Origin of the sequence: Streptomyces sp. NPDC006012 (assembly GCF_042871185.1) — a bacterium.
Classification (GTDB): domain Bacteria; phylum Actinomycetota; class Actinomycetes; order Streptomycetales; family Streptomycetaceae; genus Streptomyces.
The window spans coordinates 232,408-253,329 of the sequence record NZ_JBIAIE010000005.1 but is presented as its reverse complement, the minus strand read 5'-3'; the positions used below and the strand labels follow the sequence as shown (position 1 = coordinate 253,329).

The 20,922-nt window shown below is 71.8% G+C and carries 17 protein-coding genes and 1 pseudogene; 3 read left to right on the top strand and 15 right to left on the bottom strand.

All coding sequences use genetic code 11. From position 1 onward, the window contains the following. Positions 1-76: 76 nt before the first annotated feature. The 3 genes from ACFYPJ_RS12580 to ACFYPJ_RS12570 form a co-directional block, all read right to left on the bottom strand. Positions 77-1,048: an aldo/keto reductase gene (locus ACFYPJ_RS12580; RefSeq protein WP_389014621.1), complete on the bottom strand. Its 972-nt coding sequence runs from the start codon at positions 1,046-1,048 to the stop codon at positions 77-79. Positions 1,049-1,196: 148 nt separating this feature from the next. After that, positions 1,197-2,630, bottom strand: a complete 1,434-nt coding sequence (gene argH / locus ACFYPJ_RS12575) for an argininosuccinate lyase (RefSeq protein WP_389014618.1) — start codon at positions 2,628-2,630, stop codon at positions 1,197-1,199. Positions 2,631-2,744: 114 nt separating this feature from the next. Continuing rightward, positions 2,745-3,938 carry an argininosuccinate synthase gene (locus ACFYPJ_RS12570; protein WP_389014615.1) on the bottom strand — a complete coding sequence of 398 codons (1,194 nt, stop codon included), beginning with the start codon at positions 3,936-3,938 and terminating at the stop codon, positions 2,745-2,747. A gap of 215 nt (positions 3,939-4,153) precedes the next feature. Here ACFYPJ_RS12570 and ACFYPJ_RS12565 point away from each other — a divergent pair, with 215 nt between their 5' ends. Further along, complete coding sequence (locus ACFYPJ_RS12565) at positions 4,154-4,741, top strand: pyridoxamine 5'-phosphate oxidase family protein (protein WP_389014612.1); 588 nt, start codon at positions 4,154-4,156, stop codon at positions 4,739-4,741. Positions 4,742-4,744: 3 nt separating this feature from the next. Further along, positions 4,745-5,449, top strand: coding sequence for a L,D-transpeptidase (locus ACFYPJ_RS12560; protein ID WP_389014609.1), 705 nt, complete (start codon positions 4,745-4,747; stop codon positions 5,447-5,449). 348 nt (positions 5,450-5,797) lie between these two features. On the opposite strand, the pseudogene ACFYPJ_RS12555 reads toward ACFYPJ_RS12560, so the two are convergent. The 7 genes and pseudogenes from ACFYPJ_RS12555 to argC form a co-directional block, all read right to left on the bottom strand. Next, a pseudogene (locus ACFYPJ_RS12555) lies at positions 5,798-7,255 on the bottom strand (ATP-binding protein); the annotation flags it as partial. Positions 7,256-7,284: 29 nt separating this feature from the next. After that, positions 7,285-8,025, bottom strand: a complete 741-nt coding sequence (locus ACFYPJ_RS12550; protein WP_389014606.1) for a response regulator transcription factor — start codon at positions 8,023-8,025, stop codon at positions 7,285-7,287. Between the two features lie 237 nt (positions 8,026-8,262). Continuing rightward, positions 8,263-8,814: an arginine repressor gene (locus ACFYPJ_RS12545; protein ID WP_389014603.1), complete on the bottom strand. Its 552-nt coding sequence runs from the start codon at positions 8,812-8,814 to the stop codon at positions 8,263-8,265. Between the two features lie 7 nt (positions 8,815-8,821). Continuing rightward, on the bottom strand, positions 8,822-10,021 hold the full coding sequence (locus ACFYPJ_RS12540) for an acetylornithine transaminase (RefSeq protein ID WP_389014600.1): 1,200 nt from the start codon (positions 10,019-10,021) through the stop codon (positions 8,822-8,824). After that, a complete protein-coding gene (gene argB, locus ACFYPJ_RS12535; protein ID WP_389014598.1) occupies positions 10,018-10,932 on the bottom strand; it encodes an acetylglutamate kinase in 915 nt (304 codons plus the stop codon). Before argB ends, ACFYPJ_RS12540 begins: the two co-directional genes overlap by 4 nt. Next, the gene (gene argJ / locus ACFYPJ_RS12530; protein WP_389014596.1) at positions 10,929-12,104 is read right to left on the bottom strand and encodes a bifunctional glutamate N-acetyltransferase/amino-acid acetyltransferase ArgJ; all 1,176 of its coding nucleotides are present in this window, start codon (positions 12,102-12,104) and stop codon (positions 10,929-10,931) included. The genes argB and argJ overlap by 4 nt, the downstream gene beginning before the upstream one ends. Then, positions 12,101-13,129: an N-acetyl-gamma-glutamyl-phosphate reductase gene (gene argC, locus ACFYPJ_RS12525; protein WP_389014594.1), complete on the bottom strand. Its 1,029-nt coding sequence runs from the start codon at positions 13,127-13,129 to the stop codon at positions 12,101-12,103. The genes argJ and argC overlap by 4 nt, the downstream gene beginning before the upstream one ends. 46 nt (positions 13,130-13,175) lie before the next feature. Between argC and ACFYPJ_RS12520 the strand changes: the two genes are divergently transcribed. Next, positions 13,176-13,796, top strand: coding sequence for a GNAT family N-acetyltransferase (locus ACFYPJ_RS12520; protein ID WP_389015088.1), 621 nt, complete (start codon positions 13,176-13,178; stop codon positions 13,794-13,796). 29 nt (positions 13,797-13,825) lie between these two features. Here the strand turns inward: ACFYPJ_RS12520 and ACFYPJ_RS12515 are convergent, their stop codons facing one another. The 5 genes from ACFYPJ_RS12515 to ACFYPJ_RS12495 form a co-directional block, all read right to left on the bottom strand. Beyond that, positions 13,826-16,135: an ATP-binding protein gene (locus ACFYPJ_RS12515; protein WP_389014592.1), complete on the bottom strand. Its 2,310-nt coding sequence runs from the start codon at positions 16,133-16,135 to the stop codon at positions 13,826-13,828. Positions 16,136-16,327: 192 nt separating this feature from the next. Further along, entirely contained in the window at positions 16,328-16,597 is a 270-nt protein-coding gene (locus tag ACFYPJ_RS12510) for a hypothetical protein (protein WP_389014589.1), read from the bottom strand. A gap of 196 nt (positions 16,598-16,793) precedes the next feature. Beyond that, positions 16,794-17,261, bottom strand: coding sequence for a GtrA family protein (locus tag ACFYPJ_RS12505; RefSeq protein WP_389014586.1), 468 nt, complete (start codon positions 17,259-17,261; stop codon positions 16,794-16,796). Next, positions 17,261-18,211 (bottom strand): glycosyltransferase family 2 protein, encoded by a 951-nt coding sequence (locus ACFYPJ_RS12500; RefSeq protein WP_389014583.1) that lies wholly within the window; start codon positions 18,209-18,211, stop codon positions 17,261-17,263. Before ACFYPJ_RS12500 ends, ACFYPJ_RS12505 begins: the two co-directional genes overlap by 1 nt. Before the next feature lie 23 nt (positions 18,212-18,234). Continuing rightward, a complete protein-coding gene (locus ACFYPJ_RS12495) occupies positions 18,235-20,871 on the bottom strand; it encodes a YfhO family protein (protein WP_389014581.1) in 2,637 nt (878 codons plus the stop codon). Positions 20,872-20,922 lie beyond the last annotated feature (51 nt).

Below are 20,922 nucleotides of genomic sequence, written 5' to 3'. Positions count from 1 at the left end.
GACAAGGGTAAGCCATTTGAGACGAGAATGTCTCACCGTAGGCATGGCGGTATCAGGAGCGCGGGGTCCGTGGGGCTCAGTGCCAGGGGAGCTGTCCGCGTCGCTCCCAGTAGGCGGCCGGTTCCTCGGCGAGCGGTGCGAGCCGGGCGAGCTGCTCCTCGTCCAGGTCGGCGGCCGCCGCCTGGAGATTGGAGGCGAGCTGGCCGGCGGTCGCGGCGCCGGACAGGGCGACGCCCGCCCACGGCCGGCGCAGGATCGCCGCGAGGGCGACCGCGTCGCATCCCAGGGACATCTCCTCCGCCACGGCGCGCAAGGCCTGCGGTGCCTGCGCGGCGGCCAGCCGCCCGTTGGCCATGCCCTCCTTCACGATCACCGTGAGCCCGGCGTCGTGCGCCTCGGCGAGGGCCGGACCGGCCGACGTCTCCAGGAGGTTGTACGTCGACTGGACGGTACGGAAGAGGGGTTCGCCGTCGACCGTCACGGCGAGGGCGGCGCGGACGGCGTCCGCCTGGGCCGGGCCGCTGGTGGAGAACCCGATGGTCAGGCCGTCGGCGGCGGCCTCGGCGAGCCTCGCGTGGAGTTCCTTGTCGGCGAGGGCCGGGCTGTCCGGGGTCACCGAGTGGATCTGGTAGAGGTCGAGCCGGTCGCCGAGCAGCGCGTCCGTCTCGGCGCGCTGCCGCTCGTACGTCCGCAGACTGTGGTCCTTGACCTCGTGCTGCTCCGCGTCGGTGGACCAGTCGGCGGTGTAGGTGTAACCCCACTTGCTGCCGACGACCACGTCCGTGACGTCCGGGCGGGCGCGCAGCCAGTCGGCGAGGAACTCCTCCGAGCGGCCGTAGGAGCGGGCGGCGTCGACGTAGCGCACGCCCTGGGCGTAGGCGGCGTCGAGGAGTTCGTGGGTGCGCTCGCGCAGGGCGTCGACGGTACGGTCGGCCGGGAGGTCCTGCTCCCGGCCGAGGTTGATGTACCCAGGACGTCCGACGGCGGCGAGCCCCAGACCGATGTGGCACGTGGCCGTCGTCGCTGAGGCCAGTCGGGCGAAGGGCATCACGGGCTCCGTTCGGTCGGCTTCGATACGCGTGCACGACCAACGTAACCGCGACGGCCGGGCCGCACGCGCGCGTGGTGGCCATGATCACGCGCGCGGGACCGGCGGGCCGCCGTACGCCGGGGCGGGCCGGTGCCCGCCCCGGGTGTCACTGTGCGTTCTTGGCGACGGCCCACGCGTGCTGGGCCGCCACGTCCGCCTTGACCTCGGCCAGCTGGACGGCGACCGCGGCCGGTGCCGTACCGCCGCGGCCGTCCCGGGAGGCGAGCGCGCCGGGGACGTCGAGGACCGTGCGGACCTCGGGGGTGAGGTGGGCGGAGATCTTCGCGAACTGCTCGTCGGTCAGGTCGTCCAGTTCCTTGCCCTCGGCCTCGGCGGTCTTCACGCACTCGCCGGCCACCTCGTGCGCGACCCGGAAGGGCACGCCCTGCTTGACCAGCCACTCGGCGATGTCGGTGGCCAGCGAGAAACCGGCCGGGGCCAGCTCCTGCATGCGCTCGCGGTTGACCGTGAGGGTGGCCATCATGCCGGTGAAGGCGGGCAGCAGCACTTCCAGCTGGTCGCACGAGTCGAAGACCGGCTCCTTGTCCTCCTGGAGGTCGCGGTTGTAGGCCAGCGGGAGCGCCTTGAGGGTGGCGAGGAGGCCGGTCAGGTTGCCGATCAGCCGGCCGGACTTGCCGCGGGCCAGCTCGGCGATGTCCGGGTTCTTCTTCTGCGGCATGATCGACGAGCCGGTGGAGAACGCGTCGTGCAGCGTCACGAAGGAGAACTCCTTCGTGTTCCAGATGATGACCTCCTCCGCGATCCGGGAGAGGTCGACCCCGATCATCGCGGTGACGAAGGCGAACTCGGCCACGAAGTCACGTGAGGCCGTGCCGTCGATGGAGTTGCCCACGCTGCCGTGCTCGAAGCCCAGGTCCTCGGCCACGGCCTCCGGGTCCAGGCCCAGCGAGGAACCGGCCAGGGCCCCCGCGCCGTACGGCGACACCGCCGTCCGCTCGTCCCACTGGCGCAGCCGCTCGGCGTCCCGGGACAGGGCCTGGACGTGCGCGAGGACATGGTGGGCGAACAGCACCGGCTGGGCGTGCTGGAGGTGGGTGCGGCCGGGCATCGCCACGTCCGGGTGGGCCTCGGCCAGGCCGATCAGCGCGTCCTGGAGTTCGGCGATCAGACCGCCGATGATCCGGGCGTGGTCCCGCAGGTACATCCGGAACAGCGTGGCGATCTGGTCGTTGCGCGAGCGGCCCGCGCGGAGCTTGCCGCCGAGGTCTGGGCCGAGCCGCTCCAGCAGGCCGCGTTCCAGGGCGGTGTGGACGTCCTCGTCGGCGATGGTGCCGACGAAGGAGCCGTCCGCCACGTCCGCCTCCAGCCGGTCGAGACCGGCGGTCATCCGCTCCAGCTCGTCGCCGGTGAGGAGCCCCGCCTTGTGCAGCACGCGCGCGTGGGCGCGCGAACCGGCGATGTCGTAGGGGGCGAGCCGCCAGTCGAAGTGGACGGACGCGGACAGCTTCGCCAGGGCCTCGGCGGGACCGTCCGCGAACCGGCCGCCCCAGAGCCGGACGTCACCGCTGTTGCTGCTCACTTGCGTTGCTCCTAGGAGAGACTGTGGGAGAGGTGGATGTGCCGCCGCCTCCCCACTCGGACACAAGTGAGGAGGCGGGTGTCAGGCCGGTGCGGCTGAGGTGCCGTCAGTCGGTCACGCCAGGTCGCGCTTGGCGGCGATCTTCGACGACAGGCTGTAGATGTCGATGAAGCCCCTGGCGGCGGACTGGTCGAACGAGTCGCCCGTGTCGTAGGTCGCCAGGTTGAAGTCGTACAGCGACTGCTCGGAGCGGCGGCCGGTGACCACCGCGCGGCCGCCGTGCAGGGTCATCCGGACGTCGCCGGAGACACACTGGTTGGCCTCGTCGATGAAGCCGTCCAGGGCGCGCTTGAGCGGGGAGAACCACTGGCCGTCGTAGACCAGTTCGCCCCAGCGCTGCTCGACCTGGCGCTTGTAGCGGGCCAGTTCGCGCTCGACGGTGACGTTCTCCAGCTCCTGGTGGGCGGTGATCAGGGCGATGGCGCCCGGAGCCTCGTACACCTCGCGGGACTTGATGCCCACGAGCCGGTCCTCGACCATGTCGATCCGGCCGATGCCCTGGGCACCGGCGCGCTCGTTGAGCTGCTGGATGGCCTGCAGGACGGTGACGGGCTTGCCGTCGAGCGCGACCGGGACGCCCTCCTTGAAGGTGACGATCACCTCGTCGGCCTCGCGGGACTCGGCCGGGTTGGAGGTGTACTCGTAGATGTCCTCGATCGGGGCGTTCCAGATGTCCTCCAGGAAGCCCGTCTCGACGGCGCGTCCGAAGACGTTCTGGTCGATGGAGTACGGGGACTTCTTGGTGGTGGCGATCGGGAGCTGCTTCTGCTCGCAGAAGGCGATGGCCTTGTCGCGGGTCATCGCGTAGTCGCGGACCGGGGCGATGCACTTGAGGTCGGGGGCGAGGGCGACGATGCCGGCCTCGAAGCGGACCTGGTCGTTGCCCTTGCCGGTGCAGCCGTGGGCGACCGTGGTGGCGCCGTGCTTCTTGGCGGCGGCCACCAGGTGCTTGACGATCGTCGGCCGGGAGAGGGCGGATACCAGCGGGTAGCGGTCCATGTACAGCGCGTTGGCCTTGATCGCCGGGAGGCAGTACCCGTCGGCGAACTCGTCCTTGGCGTCCGCGACCTCGGCCTCGACGGCGCCGCACGCGAGGGCGCGCTTGCGGATGACGTCCAGGTCCTCGCCGCCCTGGCCGACGTCGACCGCAACGGCGATGACCTCGGCGCCCGTCTCCTCGGCGATCCAGCCGATGGCGACGGAGGTGTCCAGTCCGCCTGAGTAGGCGAGTACGACGCGCTCGGTCACGGGTTTCTCCTCACAGTGCACTAGCTGACATGCATGAGTATGCAGCACTATGCATGATTCGTCAATCTGAGTCGGGGGAGGCGGCGCGCCGCACCGCTCCGGGGCTCCGAGCCGCGCCTCGCGCGCCGGGGCGGCAGCGGCCGTCAACGATTCCTGGCCGGATGGCGCATTTTTTCCTTCGACCTCCTAACGGATTGCGGCAATACTCGGCAGACATGGGAAAGACGTATGAACGCATCGACGGCAGGCTCCGCACGTTCATCGAGGAACAGCCCCTCTTCTTCACCGCCACCGCTCCGCTCTCCGGCGAGGGCACGGTCAACCTCTCCCCCAAGGGGCTCAAGGGCTCCTTCGCGGTGGTCGACGAGCGCACCGTCGCCTACCTCGACTTCGCCGGGTCCAACGCCGAGACGATCGCCCACCTGCGGGAGAACGGCCGCATCACGCTGATGTGGTGCGCCTTCCAGGGCCCGCCGAACATCGTCCGGGTGCACGGTCGGGGTGAACCGATCTTCCGGGACGATCCGCGCTTCAAGGAACTGCTCGGGTACTTCCCCGGCATCGATCCCACCCCACACGGCCTGCGCGCGATCGTCGTCGTGCACGCCGAACTCGTCCGGGACACCTGCGGCTACGCGGTCCCCCTCATGGCGTACGACGCCGACCGGGATCTGCACGAGCGGCGCTTCGCGCGCGAGGACGACGCCTCGCTGAGCGCCTACTTCACCAGGAAGGACCACGTGGCGAGCAGCCTGGACGGCCTGCCCGGGCTGCCGTTGCCGCTGCCGCCGTCTACGGTCTGAGCCATGCGCCCAGGTGTCGTCGCCGCCCTCGTCTCCGCGTCCCTCCTCGTGCTCGGTGCGGCGCCCGCCGGCGCCGGGACGCCCCCGCTGCCGGTACGCATGGCCGACACCGGGGGCGGCACCCAGCTGATCACCGCCGAGGCGCCGCGCACCGGCGCGACCACGGGCACCGTCAGCTGGTGGGACCGCCGGGGCGGGCAGTGGGTGCGGGCCGGATCGGCGCCGGCCAGGTTCGGCGCCAAGGGTCTCGTCGAGGGCACGGCCCGCGAGCAGGGCACGAACACCACCCCGACCGGGCTGTACGGCCTGCCGTTCGCCTTCGGTGTGCAGCCCGCGCCGGCCGGCACGTCCGTGCGGTACCGGCGGGTCCATCAGGATTCCTGGTGGTGCCAGGACACCGCGTCCTTCGCCTACAACCGCTGGACCGAGCCCCGGCCGGCCGACTGCCGCGCCGCCGAGTCGGAGCACCTGATGGCGTACGGCACGCAGTACGCGCACGCGCTCGTCGTCGGCTTCAACTACCGGCATCCCGTGCGCGGCCGGGGCGCCGGGATCTTCCTGCACGTCAACGGGGCCGGAGCGACCGCCGGTTGTGTGTCGGTGCCCGCCGAGGCCATGCGCCGGATCCTCGGCTGGGTGCGCCCGGCGGCCCGGCCGCACATCGCGATCGGCACGACGGGCGGGGCCACGGCGATCACCCGGTATTGACGGCACGGACGGTACTGACACCGTCCCGCGCGGCCCCGGGTACGTGGCTCACGACCCCGGAGACACGCCTCACGGAACCGGGGACACGCCTCACGGCCGCCGGTCCGCCGGGCCACGGGCCGGACGGGGGACAGCTGGCGGCTGCGCCGGATCCCGGACCGGGCCGGGAACGCCGGGCGACGAAACGGCATCGCGGACCGGATCGCGGACCTCGGGCGACGGGGCCGCGTCGCGGACCTGGTCCGGTACGCCGGCCGGCCCAGCCGCGGAAACCTCACCTGCCGCAGCCGCGGCACGGACCGCCCCGGAAACACCGGCCGACCCCGCCGCGGCACCCGTCCGGGCCGCGGCCGGCAGTCGTACCGTGAACGTCGTGGCGCCCGGCCCGCTCTCCAGGTCCACGCTGCCGCCGTGCGCCTCGGTGACGGCCGCCACGATCGAGAGGCCGAGACCGGCGCCGCCGCCCGCGGCATCCGTACGGCGGCGGTGCTCGGCGCGGGTGAAGCGTTCGAAGACACCGGGGCGGACGTCCTCGGGTACGCCCGGTCCGGTGTCGTGGACGTCCAGCCGGACCGTGTCGCCTTCGGTCCGCAGCGACACCGTCACCTCCGTGCCGGCCGGTGTGTGCGACCGCGCGTTGGCCAGCAGGTTGGCCAGCACCTGGTGCAGGCGGTGGGCGTCCCCGGTCACCGTCACCGGTTCCACAGGCAGCTCCAGCGCCCAGCGGTGGCCGGGGCCCGCGACCCGGGCGTCCGCGAGCGTGTCCAGGACGAGGCGAGTGAGGTCCACGGGACGGCGTTCCAGGGGCCGCCCGGCGTCCAGCCGGGCGAGCAGCAGCATCTCGTCGACGATCTCGCCCATGCGCGCCGACTCGGCGGCGATCCGCTCCAGCGCCCGCGTCACCTCCCGCGGCACCGGGCCCGGGTGCAGCAGGGCGAGTTCGGCGTGGCCGCGCACCGAGGCGACCGGGGTGCGCAGCTCATGGCTGGCGTCGGCGGCGAAGCCGCGCAGCCGTTCCTCGCTCGCCTGCCGCTTGGTCAGCGCGTCCTCGACGTGCCCCAGCATGCGGTTGAACGCGGCGGCGACCTGACCCACCTCGCCGTGCGGGTCGGTCTGCGGGGCCCGCGCGGGCAGGGCGACCGCACCGCTGGCCAACGGCAGCTCGCCGACCCGGGTGGCGGTCGCGGCGACCCGGGTCAGCGGCCGCAGCGACCAGCGCACCCACAGGGCACCGGCCACCCCGGTGAGCACCAGGGCACCGCCGAAGACGATCCCGGCGACCAGTTCGAGCCGGTGCACGGCGGACTGCAACGGTTCCATGGGCAGCCCGGTGACCAGTACGTCGCCGTCCTGGCCCGGGCAGGCGACGACCCGGTAGGCGGCGGGCGGGGAACCGAGGGCGACGGTGCGGGCCCGGCTGTCGAGGGGCAGGGCCGCGAGCCGCGCCCGGTCCGCGCCGGACAGGGCGACCGGGCGCAGGTTGGCGGTGGCGCTGCCGGAGGTCACGACGGCCGCGTTGGTGACGTGGCCGTCGACCAGGCGGGCGCCGAACGTGCCGGTCGGCTGGCGCCGGGTGTCGCCGTGCTCGTCGCCGTCGTGATCGTCGCGCGCCGGCCCATGATGCTCCAGGCTGGCCGGGAGCCGGCTCCCGACGTCGGTCAGCTGCTGGTCGAGGCGGCGGGTGAGGAAGCCGTCCAGTTCGACGACCGCGGCCACCCCCACGGCGGCGCAGCTCACGGCGAGCAGCACCACGAGTCCTGCGCTGAGCCGCGCCGGCAGCGTGCGCGGCCACGGCAGCCGCCGCAGCCCGCGCGCCACGCCCCGCGCGACCGGCCTCACGGCAGCGCCGGCTTGATCACATAGCCCGCACCGCGCACGGTGTGGATCATGGGCGCGCGGCCCGCGTCGACCTTCTTGCGCAGATACGAGATGTACAGCTCGACCACATGGGCCTGGCCGCCGAAGTCGTAGGACCACACCCGGTCGAGGATCTGCGCCTTGCTGAGCACCCGGCGCGGGTTGCGCATCAGGAAGCGGAGCAGTTCGAACTCGGTCGGGGACAGCTCGATCGGTTCACCGGCCCGGGTCACCTCGCGGGCCTCCTCGTCCATCACCAGGTCGCCCACGGCCAGCCGCGGGCCCTCCTCCAGTTGCCGGGCCATGCCCGCACGGCGCAGCACTCCGCGCAGCCGGGCGACGACCTCCTCCAGGCTGAACGGCTTGGTGACGTAGTCGTCGCCGCCCGCGGTGATCCCCGCGATGCGGTCCTCCACGGCGTCCCGCGCGGTGAGGAAGACGACACAGACGTCGGGCTTCACCTCGTGCAGCCCGCGCAGCACGGCGAAGCCGTCGGTGTCCGGGAGCAGCACGTCGAGGACGACCGCGTCCGGCCCGAGGTCGCGGGCCGCCGCGAGCGCCGACGCGCCGTCGCCGGCCGCGCGGACCTCCCAGCCCTCGTAGCGCAGCGCGCCGGTGAGCACCTCGGCGAGATCAGGGTCGTCGTCGACGACGAGGACCCGCAGGGGGGAGCCGTCGGGACGGGTCAGGGCAGAGCGGCCGGAGCGGGTGGTGTTCATCTCGCCCTCCAGCATCGCCGGTGCCGCGCGGCGGCGGAAACCGGGGAAGCTCTGAGTTTCCTCTGAGTCCGCCGGCCACGGCCGCCCGCCACGTGGGCCCAGTGGCTCGGGCGGCACCGTGGCGGCTCCTGCGTGCGGAACCGCGCGCCCGGCCCGGTCCGCCGGTGCCGGCACCGGCGGCACCACACCCGCGCCCCGGCTCCCCCGTTCCCCCTACCTCTCACCCGCCCGAAAACCTCAGTGGCCGTTCTGTGCCAACCGCAGCAGGTGGCCGGCCAGCGCCTGTCCGCCGGCCGGCTCCCGGCTGATCAGCAACACCGTGTCGTCGCCCGCGATCGTCCCGAGGATGTCGTGCAGTTCGGCCTGGTCGATGGCGGAGGCGAGGAACTGCGCGGCCCCCGGAGGGGTCCGCAGGACCACGAGGTTGGCCGATGCCTCCGCGGAGATCAGCAGTTCCTGGGACAGGCGCCGCATCCGCTCCTCCTTCGCCGACCCGCCGAGCGGCGCGCGGGGCGTGCGGAACCCGCCCTCGCTCGGCACCGCGTAGATCAGGTCGCCGTCGGTGTTGCGAATCTTCACCGCGTTCAGCTCGTCCAGGTCGCGGGAGAGCGTCGCCTGGGTGACGCTCAGCCCGTCGTCGGACAGGAGCTTCGCCAGTTGGCTCTGCGAGCGCACCGGCTGCCGGTTGAGGATGTCCACGATCCTGCGGTGGCGCGCGGTGCGGGTCTGCGGCACGGCGGGCCCGGCGGCCTGCTCGGTGTCCTGCTCGTGGTCCTGCTCCTGACTCATCGTCGTCTCATTCCCCGGATCGTCCGTCCCCGCCCACTGCGTCGAGGATGCCGGGAAGCACCCGGAGGAACGCCTGCACCTCTTCGTCACCGAGGATCAGCGGCGGCATCAGCCGCACGATGTCGGGGACGGGCGCGTTCACCAGGAGACCGGCCTCCTGAGCCGCCCGCTGGACCTGCGGTGCGAGCGGCTCGGTGAGCACGATACCCAGGAGCAGGCCGGCACCCCGGACGCGGGCGATCAACGGGTGGCCGAGCGCCTCGATCCCGTCCCGCAACCGCTCGCTCTGCCGCTTGACGTTCTCCAGCAACCCGTCGTTCGCGATGGTGTCGAGGACGGCGAGTCCGGCGGCGCAGGCCACCGGGTTGCCGCCGAACGTCGTCCCGTGCTGGCCGGGCCCGAGCAGGTCGGCGGCGCGGCCGAAGGCGACGGTGGCGCCCAGCGGCAGCCCGCCGCCGAGGCCCTTGGCGAGGGTGACGATGTCCGGCAGAACGCCCTCGTGGGCCTGGTACTCGAACCAGTTCCCGGTACGGCCGACGCCGGTCTGCACCTCGTCCAGGACCAGCAGCGAACCGGTGCTCGCAGTGATCGCGCGGGCCGCCTTCAGATAGCCGGCGGGCGGCACCACCACACCGTTCTCGCCCTGGATCGGCTCGATGACGACGAGGGCGGTCTCCTCGGTGACCGCGGCGGCCAGCGCCTGCGCGTCGCCGAAGGGCACATGGGTGACGTCGCCGGGCAGCGGCCGGAACGGGTCCTGCTTGTCGGGCTGGCCGGTGAGGGCGAGGGCGCCCATCGTCCGGCCGTGGAAGCCGCCGTGGGTGGCGACCATGTGGGTCCGCCCGGTGCGCCGGCCGATCTTGAACGCGCCTTCGTTGGCCTCGGCGCCGGAGTTGCAGAAGTACACCTTGCCGTCGCGGCCGAAAAGGTGCAGGAGCCGTTCGGCGAGGGCGACGGGCGGCTCGGCGATGAACAGGTTGGAGACATGGCCGAGGGAGGCGATCTGCCGACTCACCGCTTCGACGACGGCCGGGTGGGCGTGGCCGAGCGCGTTGACCGCGATGCCGCCGACGAAGTCCAGGTACTCCTTGCCGTCGGCGTCCCACAGCTTGGCGCCGGCGCCGCGCACCAGCGGCAGCCGCGGGGTGCCGTAGTTGTTCATGAGCACGCCCTGCCATCGCGTGGTCAGTTCCTGGTTGCCCGTCATGAGGCGTCCCCCTCCTGCTCGTCGGACACGACCATGGTGCCGATGCCCTCGTCGGTGAAGATCTCCAGCAGGATCGCGTGCTGGACCCGGCCGTCGATGACGCGGGCGGTGCGCACGCCGCCTCGCACGGCGTGCAGACAGCCCTCCATCTTCGGCACCATGCCGGCGGACAGTTCCGGCAGCAGCTTCTCCAGTTGGGAAGCGGTGAGGCGGCTGATCACCTCGTCCGAGTTGGGCCAGTCCTCGTACAGCCCCTCGACGTCCGTGAGGACCATGAGGGTTTCGGCGCCCAGTGCCGCGGCGAGCGCCGCGGCCACCGTGTCGGCGTTGACGTTGTAGACGTGCCCGTCGTCCTGGCTGCGGGCGATGGAGGAGACCACCGGGATCCGGCCGTCGGCGAGCAGGGCCTCGATCGCCCCGGTGTCGATCGCGGTGATCTCGCCCACCCGTCCGATGTCGACGCGTTCGCCGTCGATCTCCGGCCAGTGCTTGGTGGCGGTGATGGTGTGCGCGTCCTCGCCGGTGAGCCCCACGGCGAGCGGCCCGTGCTGGTTGAGCAGCCCCACCAGCTCGCGCTGCACCTGCCCGGCGAGCACCATGCGCACGACGTCCATGGCCTCCTCGGTGGTGACCCGCAGGCCCGCCTTGAACTCGCTGGCGATGCCGTGCCGGTCGAGTTCCGCGCTGATCTGCGGGCCGCCGCCGTGCACCACGACCGGCCTGAGGCCGGCGTGCCGCAGGAAGACCACGTCCTGGGCGAAGGCGGCCTTCAGCTCGTCGTTCACCATGGCGTGCCCGCCGAACTTGACGACGATGGTCTTTCCGTGGTGCCGGGTCAGCCAGGGCAGTGCCTCGACGAGGATCTGTGCCTTGGGCAGCGCGCTGTGTTTGCGGTTGCTTCCTGTGCTCATGAGCTGTAAGCGCTGTTCTCGTGGACGTAGTCGGCGGTCAGGTCGTTGGTCCAGATGGTGGCGGTCTCGGTGCCGGCCGACAGGTCGGCGACGATGTGCACCTCGCGGTAGCGCATGTCGACCAGATCGCGGTCCTCGCCGACGCCGCCGTTCTTGCACACCCATACGCCGTTGATGGCGACGTTCAGCCGGTCGGGCTCGAAGGCGGCGGCCGTCGTGCCGATGGCGGACAGGACGCGGCCCCAGTTGGGGTCCTCGCCGTGCAGGGCGCACTTCAGCAGGTTGTTGCGGGCGATGGAACGGCCCACCTCGACGGCGTCGTCCTCGGTCGCGGCACCCACCACCTCGACCTTGATGTCCTTGCTCGCGCCCTCGGCGTCCCGGATGAGCTGCCGGCCGAGGTCGTCGCAGACCTGCCGTACGGCCTCGGCGAACTCCGTGTACCGGGGGGTGACGCCGGAAGCGCCGGAGGCGAGCAGCAGCACGGTGTCGTTGGTGGACATGCAGCCGTCGGAGTCGACCCGGTCGAAGGTGACCCGGGTGGCGGCGCGCAGCGCCCGGTCCAGGGTCTCGGCGTCGGCGACGGCGTCGGTGGTGAGGACGACCAGCATGGTGGCGAGGCCGGGGGCGAGCATGCCGGCGCCCTTGGCCATGCCGCCGACGGTCCACCCTCCCCCGGCCTGAGTCCCGGTGGGCTCCCAGGTGACGACGGCCGTCTTGTGCACGGTGTCGGTGGTCTTGATGGCGATGGCGGCCTTCTCACCGCCGTGCTCGGACAGCTCCGCGGCGGCGGCCTCGACGCCCGGCAGGACCTTGTCCATGGGCAGGAGTTCGCCGATCAGGCCGGTGGAGCAGACCGCCACCTCGACGGCGCCCCGGCCGAGCACCTCGGCCGTCTTCTCGGCGGTGGCGTGGGTGTCCTGGAAGCCCTGGGGGCCGGTGCAGGCGTTGGCGCCGCCGGAATTGAGGACGACGGCCGACACCTGGCCGCTTCTGAGGACCTGCTCGGACCAGAGCACCGGTGCGGCCTTCACGCGGTTGGAGGTGAAGACGCCCGCGGCAGAGCGGCGGGGCCCGTCGTTGACCACGAGGGCCAGGTCCGGGTTGCCGTTCTCCTTGATCCCGGCGGCGACACCCGCCGCCGTGAATCCTTTGGCTGCCGTGACACTCACGGTGCGACTCCGATCGTGGAAAGCCCCGTGGTCTCGTCGAGCCCCAGGGCGATGTTCATGCTCTGGACGGCACCGCCCGCGGTGCCCTTGGTCAGATTGTCGATGGCGCTGATCGCGATGATGCGTCCCACGGCGGCGTCGTACGCGACCTGCACCTGAACGGCGTTGGAACCGTGGACGGACGACGTGGCCGGCCACTGTCCCGCGGGCAGCAGGTGGACGAAGGGCTCGTCGGCGAAGGCCTTCTCGTAGACGGCGCGCACCGACTCGGCGGTGACCCCCTCGTGTGCCTTCGCGCTGCACGTGGCGAGGATGCCGCGGGGCATCGGCGCGAGGGTGGGTGTGAAGGAGACGGCGACCCGCTCGCCCGCCGCGGCGCTGAGGTTCTGGATCATCTCGGGCGTGTGCCGGTGGCCGCCGCCGACGCCGTACGGCGACATGGAGCCCATGACCTCGCTGCCCAGCAGGTGCGGCTTGAGTGTCCTGCCCGCGCCGGAGGTGCCGGAGGCGGCGACGATCACCGCCTCGGGCTCGGCGAGGCCCGCCGTGTACGCGGGGAAGAGGGCGAGGGAGACGGCCGTCGGGTAGCAGCCGGGCACCGCGATCCGCCTGGACCCGGTGAGCGCGGCGCGGGCACCCGGCAGTTCGGGCAGGCCGTAGGGCCAGGTGCCGGCGTGTTCGGAGCCGTAGAACCGCTCCCAGTCGGCGGGGTCGTGCAGCCGGAAGTCGGCGCCCATGTCGATGACGAGGACATCGGGTCCCAGTTGCTCGGCGACGGCGGCGGACTGCCCGTGGGGCAGGGCGAGGAACACCACGTCGTGGCCGGCGAGGGCCGCCGTGGTGGTCGCCGTCAGCACCCGGTCGGCCAACGGCAGCAGGTGCGGCTGGAGCTCGCCGAGCCGCCGGCCCGCGTTGGTGTTGCCGGTCAGGGCACCGATCTCGACCTCGGGGTGTGCGAGGAGCAGCCGCAGGACCTCTCCCCCTGCGTAACCGCTCGCTCCGGCCACCGCCGCACGTACCGTCATGTCACCCTCCTCTGGATGGCATGACTATACGTTTCTCTGCACGTTTATGCAATCATGTAGGGGCGTCGCGCCCTCCGCGGCACATCACCGGGTGGCATCCTTCTGGGTCGGACGTCGGATACGCCTGCGCGCCATGGAACCCGACGACTGGGGAACGATCAAGCGCTTCTACGAAGAGCTTGACTACGAGCGCTCGATGAACATGCTGAAACCGCCCCGGTCTGCTGAGGAATTCCGCGCTCTCGTGACCCGTCCGACCGGCATCGAGGAGGACGGCGGCTCGTTCCGGCTGGCGATCGAAGCACTCGGCACCGGAGAGATGGTCGGCACCGTCACCGCCCACGGCACGGACTCCCGTGCCGGCCGGTTCGGATTCGGCGTCGCGCTCGGCGCGGGCCACCGGCGCCAGGGCTACGCGACGGAAGCCGCGGTGATCCTGCTGCGCTTCATGTTCACCGAACGGCGCTGTCACAGATGCGAGGCAAGGATCTTCGCGTACAACCAGGCGTCGCTTGCACTCATGCGTAGCCTGGGGTTCGTCGAGGAGGGCCGGCTGCGGGATTTCGCGTTCATCGCCGGCCGGTACCACGATCTCCTGGTGATGAGCATGCTCGAAGACGAGTTCGCCGCGTTGCACACCAGGGAAAGAAACGCGGAAAGGGACTGACACCCGCCGCCGCGACAGGCCCGCCGTGCTCAGTCCGCTTCCCCGAGCCGCGACCGAAAGCTGTCGCGCAGCGCGACAGCCCGCTGATCGTCGTAGTCGGCGAGCAGGACGAGGGACGCTTCCCAGTGGCGACGCGCCCGGTCCGGATCGCGCTCGCGGACCGCCGTGGCGAGGCCACCGAGGGCAAGGGCCTCGTGCCAGGAATCGCCGATCTCGTGAAAACGGGAGGCGGCCTGCCGGTGGAAAGCCGCCGCCTCGTCGTCACGGTCGAGTGCCTGATACGTCTCACCGGTGCGGTGCCAGCCGAGTGCTTCGCGGCTACGGTCACCGATGCGGCGTTGCAGGACCACCGACCGGTGGTAAGAGGCCAGGGCCTCGCCGAACAGCCCGCTGGCATGCTGAGCGGCTCCCAGGACCAGGAGGCGCAGCCCCTCCGACACGGACTGACGGCGCTGGACGGCGATGTCCACGGCACGGTGTGCCGACTGGAGGGCCGCACCGAGCTGACCGCGCTCACGCTGAATGTTGCTGAGGCTTCGCAGTACACCACCTTCACCGAGTTCGTCCCCCAGGTCCCGGTAGGCCGCGAGGGCCTGCTGGGCGAACTCGTCCGCGCGCACGAGGGAACCTGCCTCGTAGTGCGTGGTGGCGAGGTTGGACAACTCAACGGCCACCCACCGGGGCACGTCCAGCTCACGGAAGGCGGCCAGCGCCTGCTCGAAGTGGGTGACGGCGGCGTCCAGTCTCCGCCTTGCGAGGAAGACGAGACCGAGCGCGTTCAGTGTGGTCGCCTCGCCGAGCCGGTCACCCAGGTCGCGACGGAGGGCAAGAACCTGCCGATGGCATTCCTCCCCTTCCACAAGGCGATTGTCCCGGACGTGTGCCTCGCCCAGGCACCGCAGAACCCACGCTTCGGCGATCCGATCGCGAAGGACACGACTTGCCGACAGTCCGAGGCGAGCCGTCCGAGACCATTCCGCGGTGGGTGTGGAGTGCGTCGAGCCTCGCCACTGCACGACCGGGAGCTGCCAGGCGAGGTGGTCGAGCCCGGCCTGGGCGGCGACCCGTGTGGCGGCGTAGATGTTGCCGCGCTCCCGTTCGGTCCAGTCCACGGCCGCGTCGTAGTCCGTGAAGGCGAGGGGAGCGGCGTTGTCGGCCGGCGTCCCGAGAGGCAGTTCGATCCCGTCGGGGCGGATCCACTTCCGTGCCGTCTCGGCCGTCAGCAGGTACCAGTCCAGTACGCGCCTGAGCGCGGCGTCCCGCTCCTGACCGGCCACCTCGGCATGGGCCAGGTCGGTGGAGTACGCACGCAGCAAGTCGTGGAACTCGAACCGGTCGGGGGCGGTCTGCTCCAGAAGATGCACTCCGACAAGCGTGTCGAGCAGCTGCCGGGTCCGGCTCACGGAATCGGCGGCCAGCACGGAAACCACTTCGAGGCTGAAGTCCGGTCCCGGGTGCAGTCCAAGGAGCCTGAACAGCCGCGCTTCCGGCTCCGGCAGTGCCCGATAGGACCAGGCGAAGACCGTGCGAACGCCATCCACATCCTCATCGTCTCCCATACTCAGGGCTTGCCACAGTGACGACCTGTCACGCAAGTCGCGGAGCAGGGCGCCCAAGCTCAGGTGCGGACGGCTGACGGCCCGCTCCGCCGCGACCCGGAGCGCGAGCGGGAGGCGTGCGCAGAGCTGTGCGAGTTCTGTCAGTTGCGGCGGGTCGTCCTCGGCACGGCGTCCGGCCGTGGCGACGCGGAGCAGCGCGATCGCATCAGGTTCAGGAAGCGGGTGCAGCGTGAGGTGGTGAGCACCGTCGCGCACGGCCAGGCCGGCGAGACGTCTCCGGCTGGTGACGAGGGTCAGGCAGCCACGGCCGGCGGACACAAGAGGTCGGACCTGCGCGGCGGAGGCCGCGTTGTCCAGAACGACCAGGACCCGGCGGTCGGCCAGGTGGGAGCGGTAAAGCGCCCCCGCGGCATCCGGGTCGGCGGGGATCGCCAGGGCCGGGACGCCGAGAGCGGTGAGCACCCGGTGCAGCGCTTCGCCCGGCAGCAACGGCCGGCCGGGATCATAGCCGCGCAGATTGACATAGAGCTGCCCGTCGGGGAAGCGATCCGCGATCTGGTGGGCCCAGCGCAGGGCGAGAGAAGTCTTGCCCACACCAGCGGTTCCGGTAACGACGATCAAGGGGTGTTCGAGCCGGATCCCCTTCTCGCCGCTCAGAAGGACGTCCAGGAAATCCAGTTGTTCGGCCCGACCGACGAAGTCGCTGAGGGCCGCGGGGAGCTGACGGGGCACCAGGACGCCGGGGTTCGAGGACCGGGAGTCGGCGTGATGGAAATGCACGCCACCGCTCACATCCCGGGCCTGGACCACATCACCAGCGCGTCCGGACACCCCAGAGGTCGTACTGCCCGAGCGGTCGGCTGTGTCGTGCGCCGGGTCGCCGCCCTGGTCCGGACCCTGTCCTGGTCGAGGGTTCACCTCCGCACGTGCTCCTCAGCCCTTGCGCCGCGTCGGTGCGCCGGCGTTCACGCGTCATTCATCGGGAATGTCCCGCTTCGCCGACCTGAGCGTGACGCCGGGGATGACGACGAGACGCTCCCCGGGGGCGAGCCCGATGCCCTCGGGCAGACGCCGACGGTACGCCTCGGTCAAATCCTGCCCGATGACCGCCACGTCATCGTTGTCCAACAGCCACAGGTCCGGACAGTGGTCCGGCGCAGAGGAGACGTCGAGCTCCTTGGGTGACTTCCCGAGCCGTTGCACGAAGCCCGCGGCCGGATTCGCCTTCCAGTCCTGGCCCATGTGAACCTCCCTCACGCACGGTGATTTTCCGAGCATGAGGGAATCAACCGGACCTGACCAGGGTGATTTCGGCCGATTGCCGGATGGCGCCGGTGGTGCAGGCGGCGCGAGCGTGCCCGTCGAAGACATGCGGAGTGCGGCGCGTCAGACGGGGCGGCCGGCGCACCGCCTGTCACCTCGCACGCTCGGCGCCGGCTCAAGCACTGTCAGGCGGGGGCTCAGTCTCAGCCGCCCGCGGCAGCATGACCCAGCGGGAGACCACGAACGTCACCGGGATCGCCGCCATGGAGGCGAGCAGGGGCGCGAACCGGCTGCCCGCGTGCAGCACGTCGACGATCACGTACACACCTACCGTGGTGATCACGAAATTAGTGGCATTGGTCAGCGGGAACAGCAGGAATTTCCGCCAGGTCGGCCGCGTCCGATAGGTGAAGCGGGCATTCAGGAAAAAGGACCCGACCATGCTGAGCAGGAACGCCAGGACATGGGCGAAAAGATAGGGCAGCCGCATGAGGAACAGCAGATACAGGCCGTAGTACGTGCCCGTGTTCACGACGCCGACGACGGCGAAGGTGAGGATCTGCCGCGGCAGCGGCCGGGCGCCGCGGCCGGTCCCCGGCTCGGGCGCCGGACGGGGCGTGCGGCGGGTCGTGGCGGTACGCATCAGGGGATGAGGTCTTTCGTCAGTTCCACGTTGGTCGCCTTCACCAGGAAGTGCGGGCGCCGCTTGACCTCGTAGTAGATCCGGCCTATGTACTCGCCTATGACCCCGAGCATGGTCATCTGTACTCCGGCGAGCGCGGTGACGGCGGTGATCGTGGTGACGTAACCGGGTGCGGTCACGCCGTTGACGAGCGCGGAGCCCACGATCCAGGCCGTGTATACACCCGCGAGCAGCACCAGGCCAAGCCCGAGGTAGACGGCGGCGCGCAGCGGGCGGTTGTTGAAGGACAGCAGGCCGTCGAGTCCGTAGTTGAGCAGGCTGCGCAGCGTCCAGGAGCTGCGGCCGTGTTCGCGCACCGCGTTCTCGTACTCGAAGGTGGTGCTGGGGAAGCCCACCCAGGCGAACAGGCCCTTGGAGAAGCGGTTGTACTCGGTGAGGTCCAGCACCGCGTCCACCACACGCCGGGACATCAGCCGGAAGTCGCCGACGCCGTCCACGAGTTCCACGTCGACGAGCCGGTTGATCAGCCGGTAGTACAGGCGGGCGGTGAAGGTGCGGGTGAACCGGTCACCGGCCCTGGTCCGCTTGGCTATGACCTGGTCGTAGCCCTGGCCGCGCAGTTCCACCATGCGCTTGATCAGCTCCGGCGGGTGCTGGAGGTCGGCGTCCATGACGATCGCGCAGTCCCCGGTGGCGTGCCGCAGACCGGCCAGCAGCGCCGATTCCTTGCCGAAGTTGCGGCTGAAGGAGACGTAGCGCACCCGCGCGTCCAGGTCGGCCAGTTCCTTCAGGAGGGTGAGGGTCCGGTCGCGGCTGCCGTCGTCGACGTACACGAACTCCATGTCGTGGCCGAGCGGCAGCAGTTCCTCCGCGATCTTCTGCACCGCCTCGTGGAAGCGGACGAGGACGTCCTCCTCGTTGTAACAGGGCGCGACGATCGAGATGAGCATGGGTTCTTTCCCCCTGATGCGGGTCACCGAGCGTGGGTGAGGGGCTCGGACGGTCGGACGGTGGCCGGCTCGGGTGCCGTGGCGCGGCGCCGGCGGACAGCGCCGAAGACGCCGAGGACGATCAGGCCCAGCAGTGCGGCACCGCCGACCACCGAGCCAAGCCGCAGTCCCGGCGGGTAGAACGTGCAGGTGAGGCTGGTCGCGGAGCCGTCCAGAGGCACCGCGATCAGCCCGTAGTACTCGGCCGCGGGCCGCTGCTCGGCGTCGCCCGCCGCGCAGCGCCAGCCGGCGATCCGGGGCGCCGCGACGACGGCCGTGCCCTTGCTGCCCGCGGGGAGTTCGGCCCGGATGGTGCCGTCGTCCACGGTCACCTCGGTGGCGGCGGTGGCCCGGAGCCTGTCGACCGCGGTGCGCAGGGCGGTGGTGTCCAGGCAGCCGGCCGCGCCGTCCGGTATCCGGCTGGGCCGGTCCGGGGACAGCTCGATCTGCACCCGCCCGGAGGCCGGGACCCGGCCGAGCGGCTGCATGGCGGCGATCTTGGCGCCCTTCGCGTCCGACCGGTACAGGGAGTCCGGGCCGCCGGTCAGCCGCGCCGTGCCGGAGTAGTGCGGCGCCCACAGGAACACCTGGTCGCCGGGCGCGCAGCGGGCGGTGATCGCGGGCGGCGGCACGTCGGAACCGCGGGCGGGGGCGGCGACGAGCAGTCCCGGCTGCGCGCCGCCGTGCTGCGGCGGCTTGCCGGTGCCGGTGCGCACCGCCTGCCGGGGCAGGGTGTAGACACGGCTGCCGAGCAGGAGTTCCTGGTTGCGGTACGGCGACGGCCCGAAGGCGAGGACGCCGTCGCGCGCGGAGGTGCCGTGCGGGCGCACCGTCACCAGGGGCGGCACCTCCTGGCGGGAGACGGTCACCGGGCCGCCGCCCTTCGGCAGCCAGTGCTGGTGCGGGTCCGGCGGGTTGTGCACTCGCGCGCCGACGGAGAACACGGCGTCCGTGACCGGGTTGTCCAGGCTCTGCACGCTCCGGGCGTGCGAGGTCCAGCCGTCGCCGACGGCGGTGAGCATGCGGCTGAGGACGTCGGCGGTGAGGCTGCTGTAGTACTGGGCGCCCTCACCGCCCACCATCAGCGGGTCGTTGCCGACGGTCTGGTACCGGCCGGGCTCGGTGCGGTAGCGGGGCCAGGCGTCGGCGCTCGCGATGGCGTCGGCCTCCTGCTGCTGCCGCCGGCCCCAGGGTGAGTAGTCGTCCAGGTGGTTCAGGCGCAGCCGGGTGGCCACGGCGGAGGTGGCGGCGGTCTCGCCGAGCAGCCCGCCGACGAGCAGCACGACGGCACAGCCGGCCAGCACGGTACGGCGACGGCCGACGGCCGCGCCCCGGTCCGCCAGGAGGAGCAGGGCCAGCCCGCCCAGCGCGCCCACCACGGCGAGCAGCAGCACCGCCCAGGTGTACGAGTGCACCAGCGCGCTGCCGCCGGCGAGGGCGCAGATCAGCGCGAGCAGCGCGCTCGCCGCGGCCAGCGCGCGCCAGTCAGGCAGCCCGTGGGCGAGCGCCTGCCAGCCGGCCATCACCAGCAGGGCGCATACGACGAACGCCTCCCGGTACGCGCTGCCCTGGGGGGTGGCGAAGGCGTGCCAGACCAGTTGCGTGGGGGCCCATTGCAGCGACAGGGTCACCGTGACCACCAGCACCGTCCACCCGGCGCGCACCCGGCGGGGCACCGCGCGGTGGAACGGCAGGGCGAGGGCGAGCAGCAGCGCGACGGCGCTCACGTACAGGGCGGGGCTGCCGAAGCTGTACGTCGTCGGCAGCAGCCGGGCCAGCAGGTCGCGCAGCGCCACCGGGACGAACTCTCCCTCCTGGCCGGGGTAGGCGTGCTTGGTGCCGAAGTAGACGACCGCCACCAGGGGCGCGGCCAGGCCCACCCCGAACGCGACCGTGCGGCCCGCCCGGCCGGCCGCGGCCAGGGCCTGACGGCGGTCGAGTCCGGCGAGCAGCAGCCGGAGCAGCAGCACCAGTCCGGCGGCGAGGGTGGCCATGTAGGCGGTGTAGAAGTTGGCGATCCAGGCGAGCGCGACGATCACCACGCCGAGCAGCGGGCGCCTGCGCTGCAGCGCCCACTCGCCGACCAGGCACAGCAGGGGCAGCGCGATCAGGCCGTCGAGCCACATCGTGTTGTAGTTGGCGACGGCGACGGCCCAGCCGCACAGGGCGTAGGAGGCACCCAGCAGGCCCGCCATCCACCAGCGGCCGCGGCGCAGCGCGAGCAGCAGGCAGGCCATGGCGGCGCCCGCGGCGGCCGTCTTCAGCACGGTGACGACGTACACCGCCAGATCGATCTCGTCCCGCGGGAACAGGCCGACGAGCAGGGCGAACGGGCTGCCGAGGTAGGTGCCGAGGTCGGGCAGGAAACTCGCGCCGTAGCCGGACTGCCAGTTGACGAGGAGCCCGCCGTGGGCCCGGCCGTGCAGCAGGTCCCAGAGGTAGGCGTGGAAGGGCACGTACTGGTTGCCCAGGTCGTTGACGTTGCGCGTACGGGGGCCGAACGGATAGCTGCGGGCGATGATGTCGGCCGCGCAGAGCGCGGTGACGGTGACGGCCGCGGCCAGCAGGGCTGCGGTACGCCCGGTGACGCGGCTGTCACCGGGCGGGGTCGGGCGGTGCATTCTCGGGAAGCCCCCAGGCAAAGACGGGACGCACAGCGTCTCGGCCGGGGG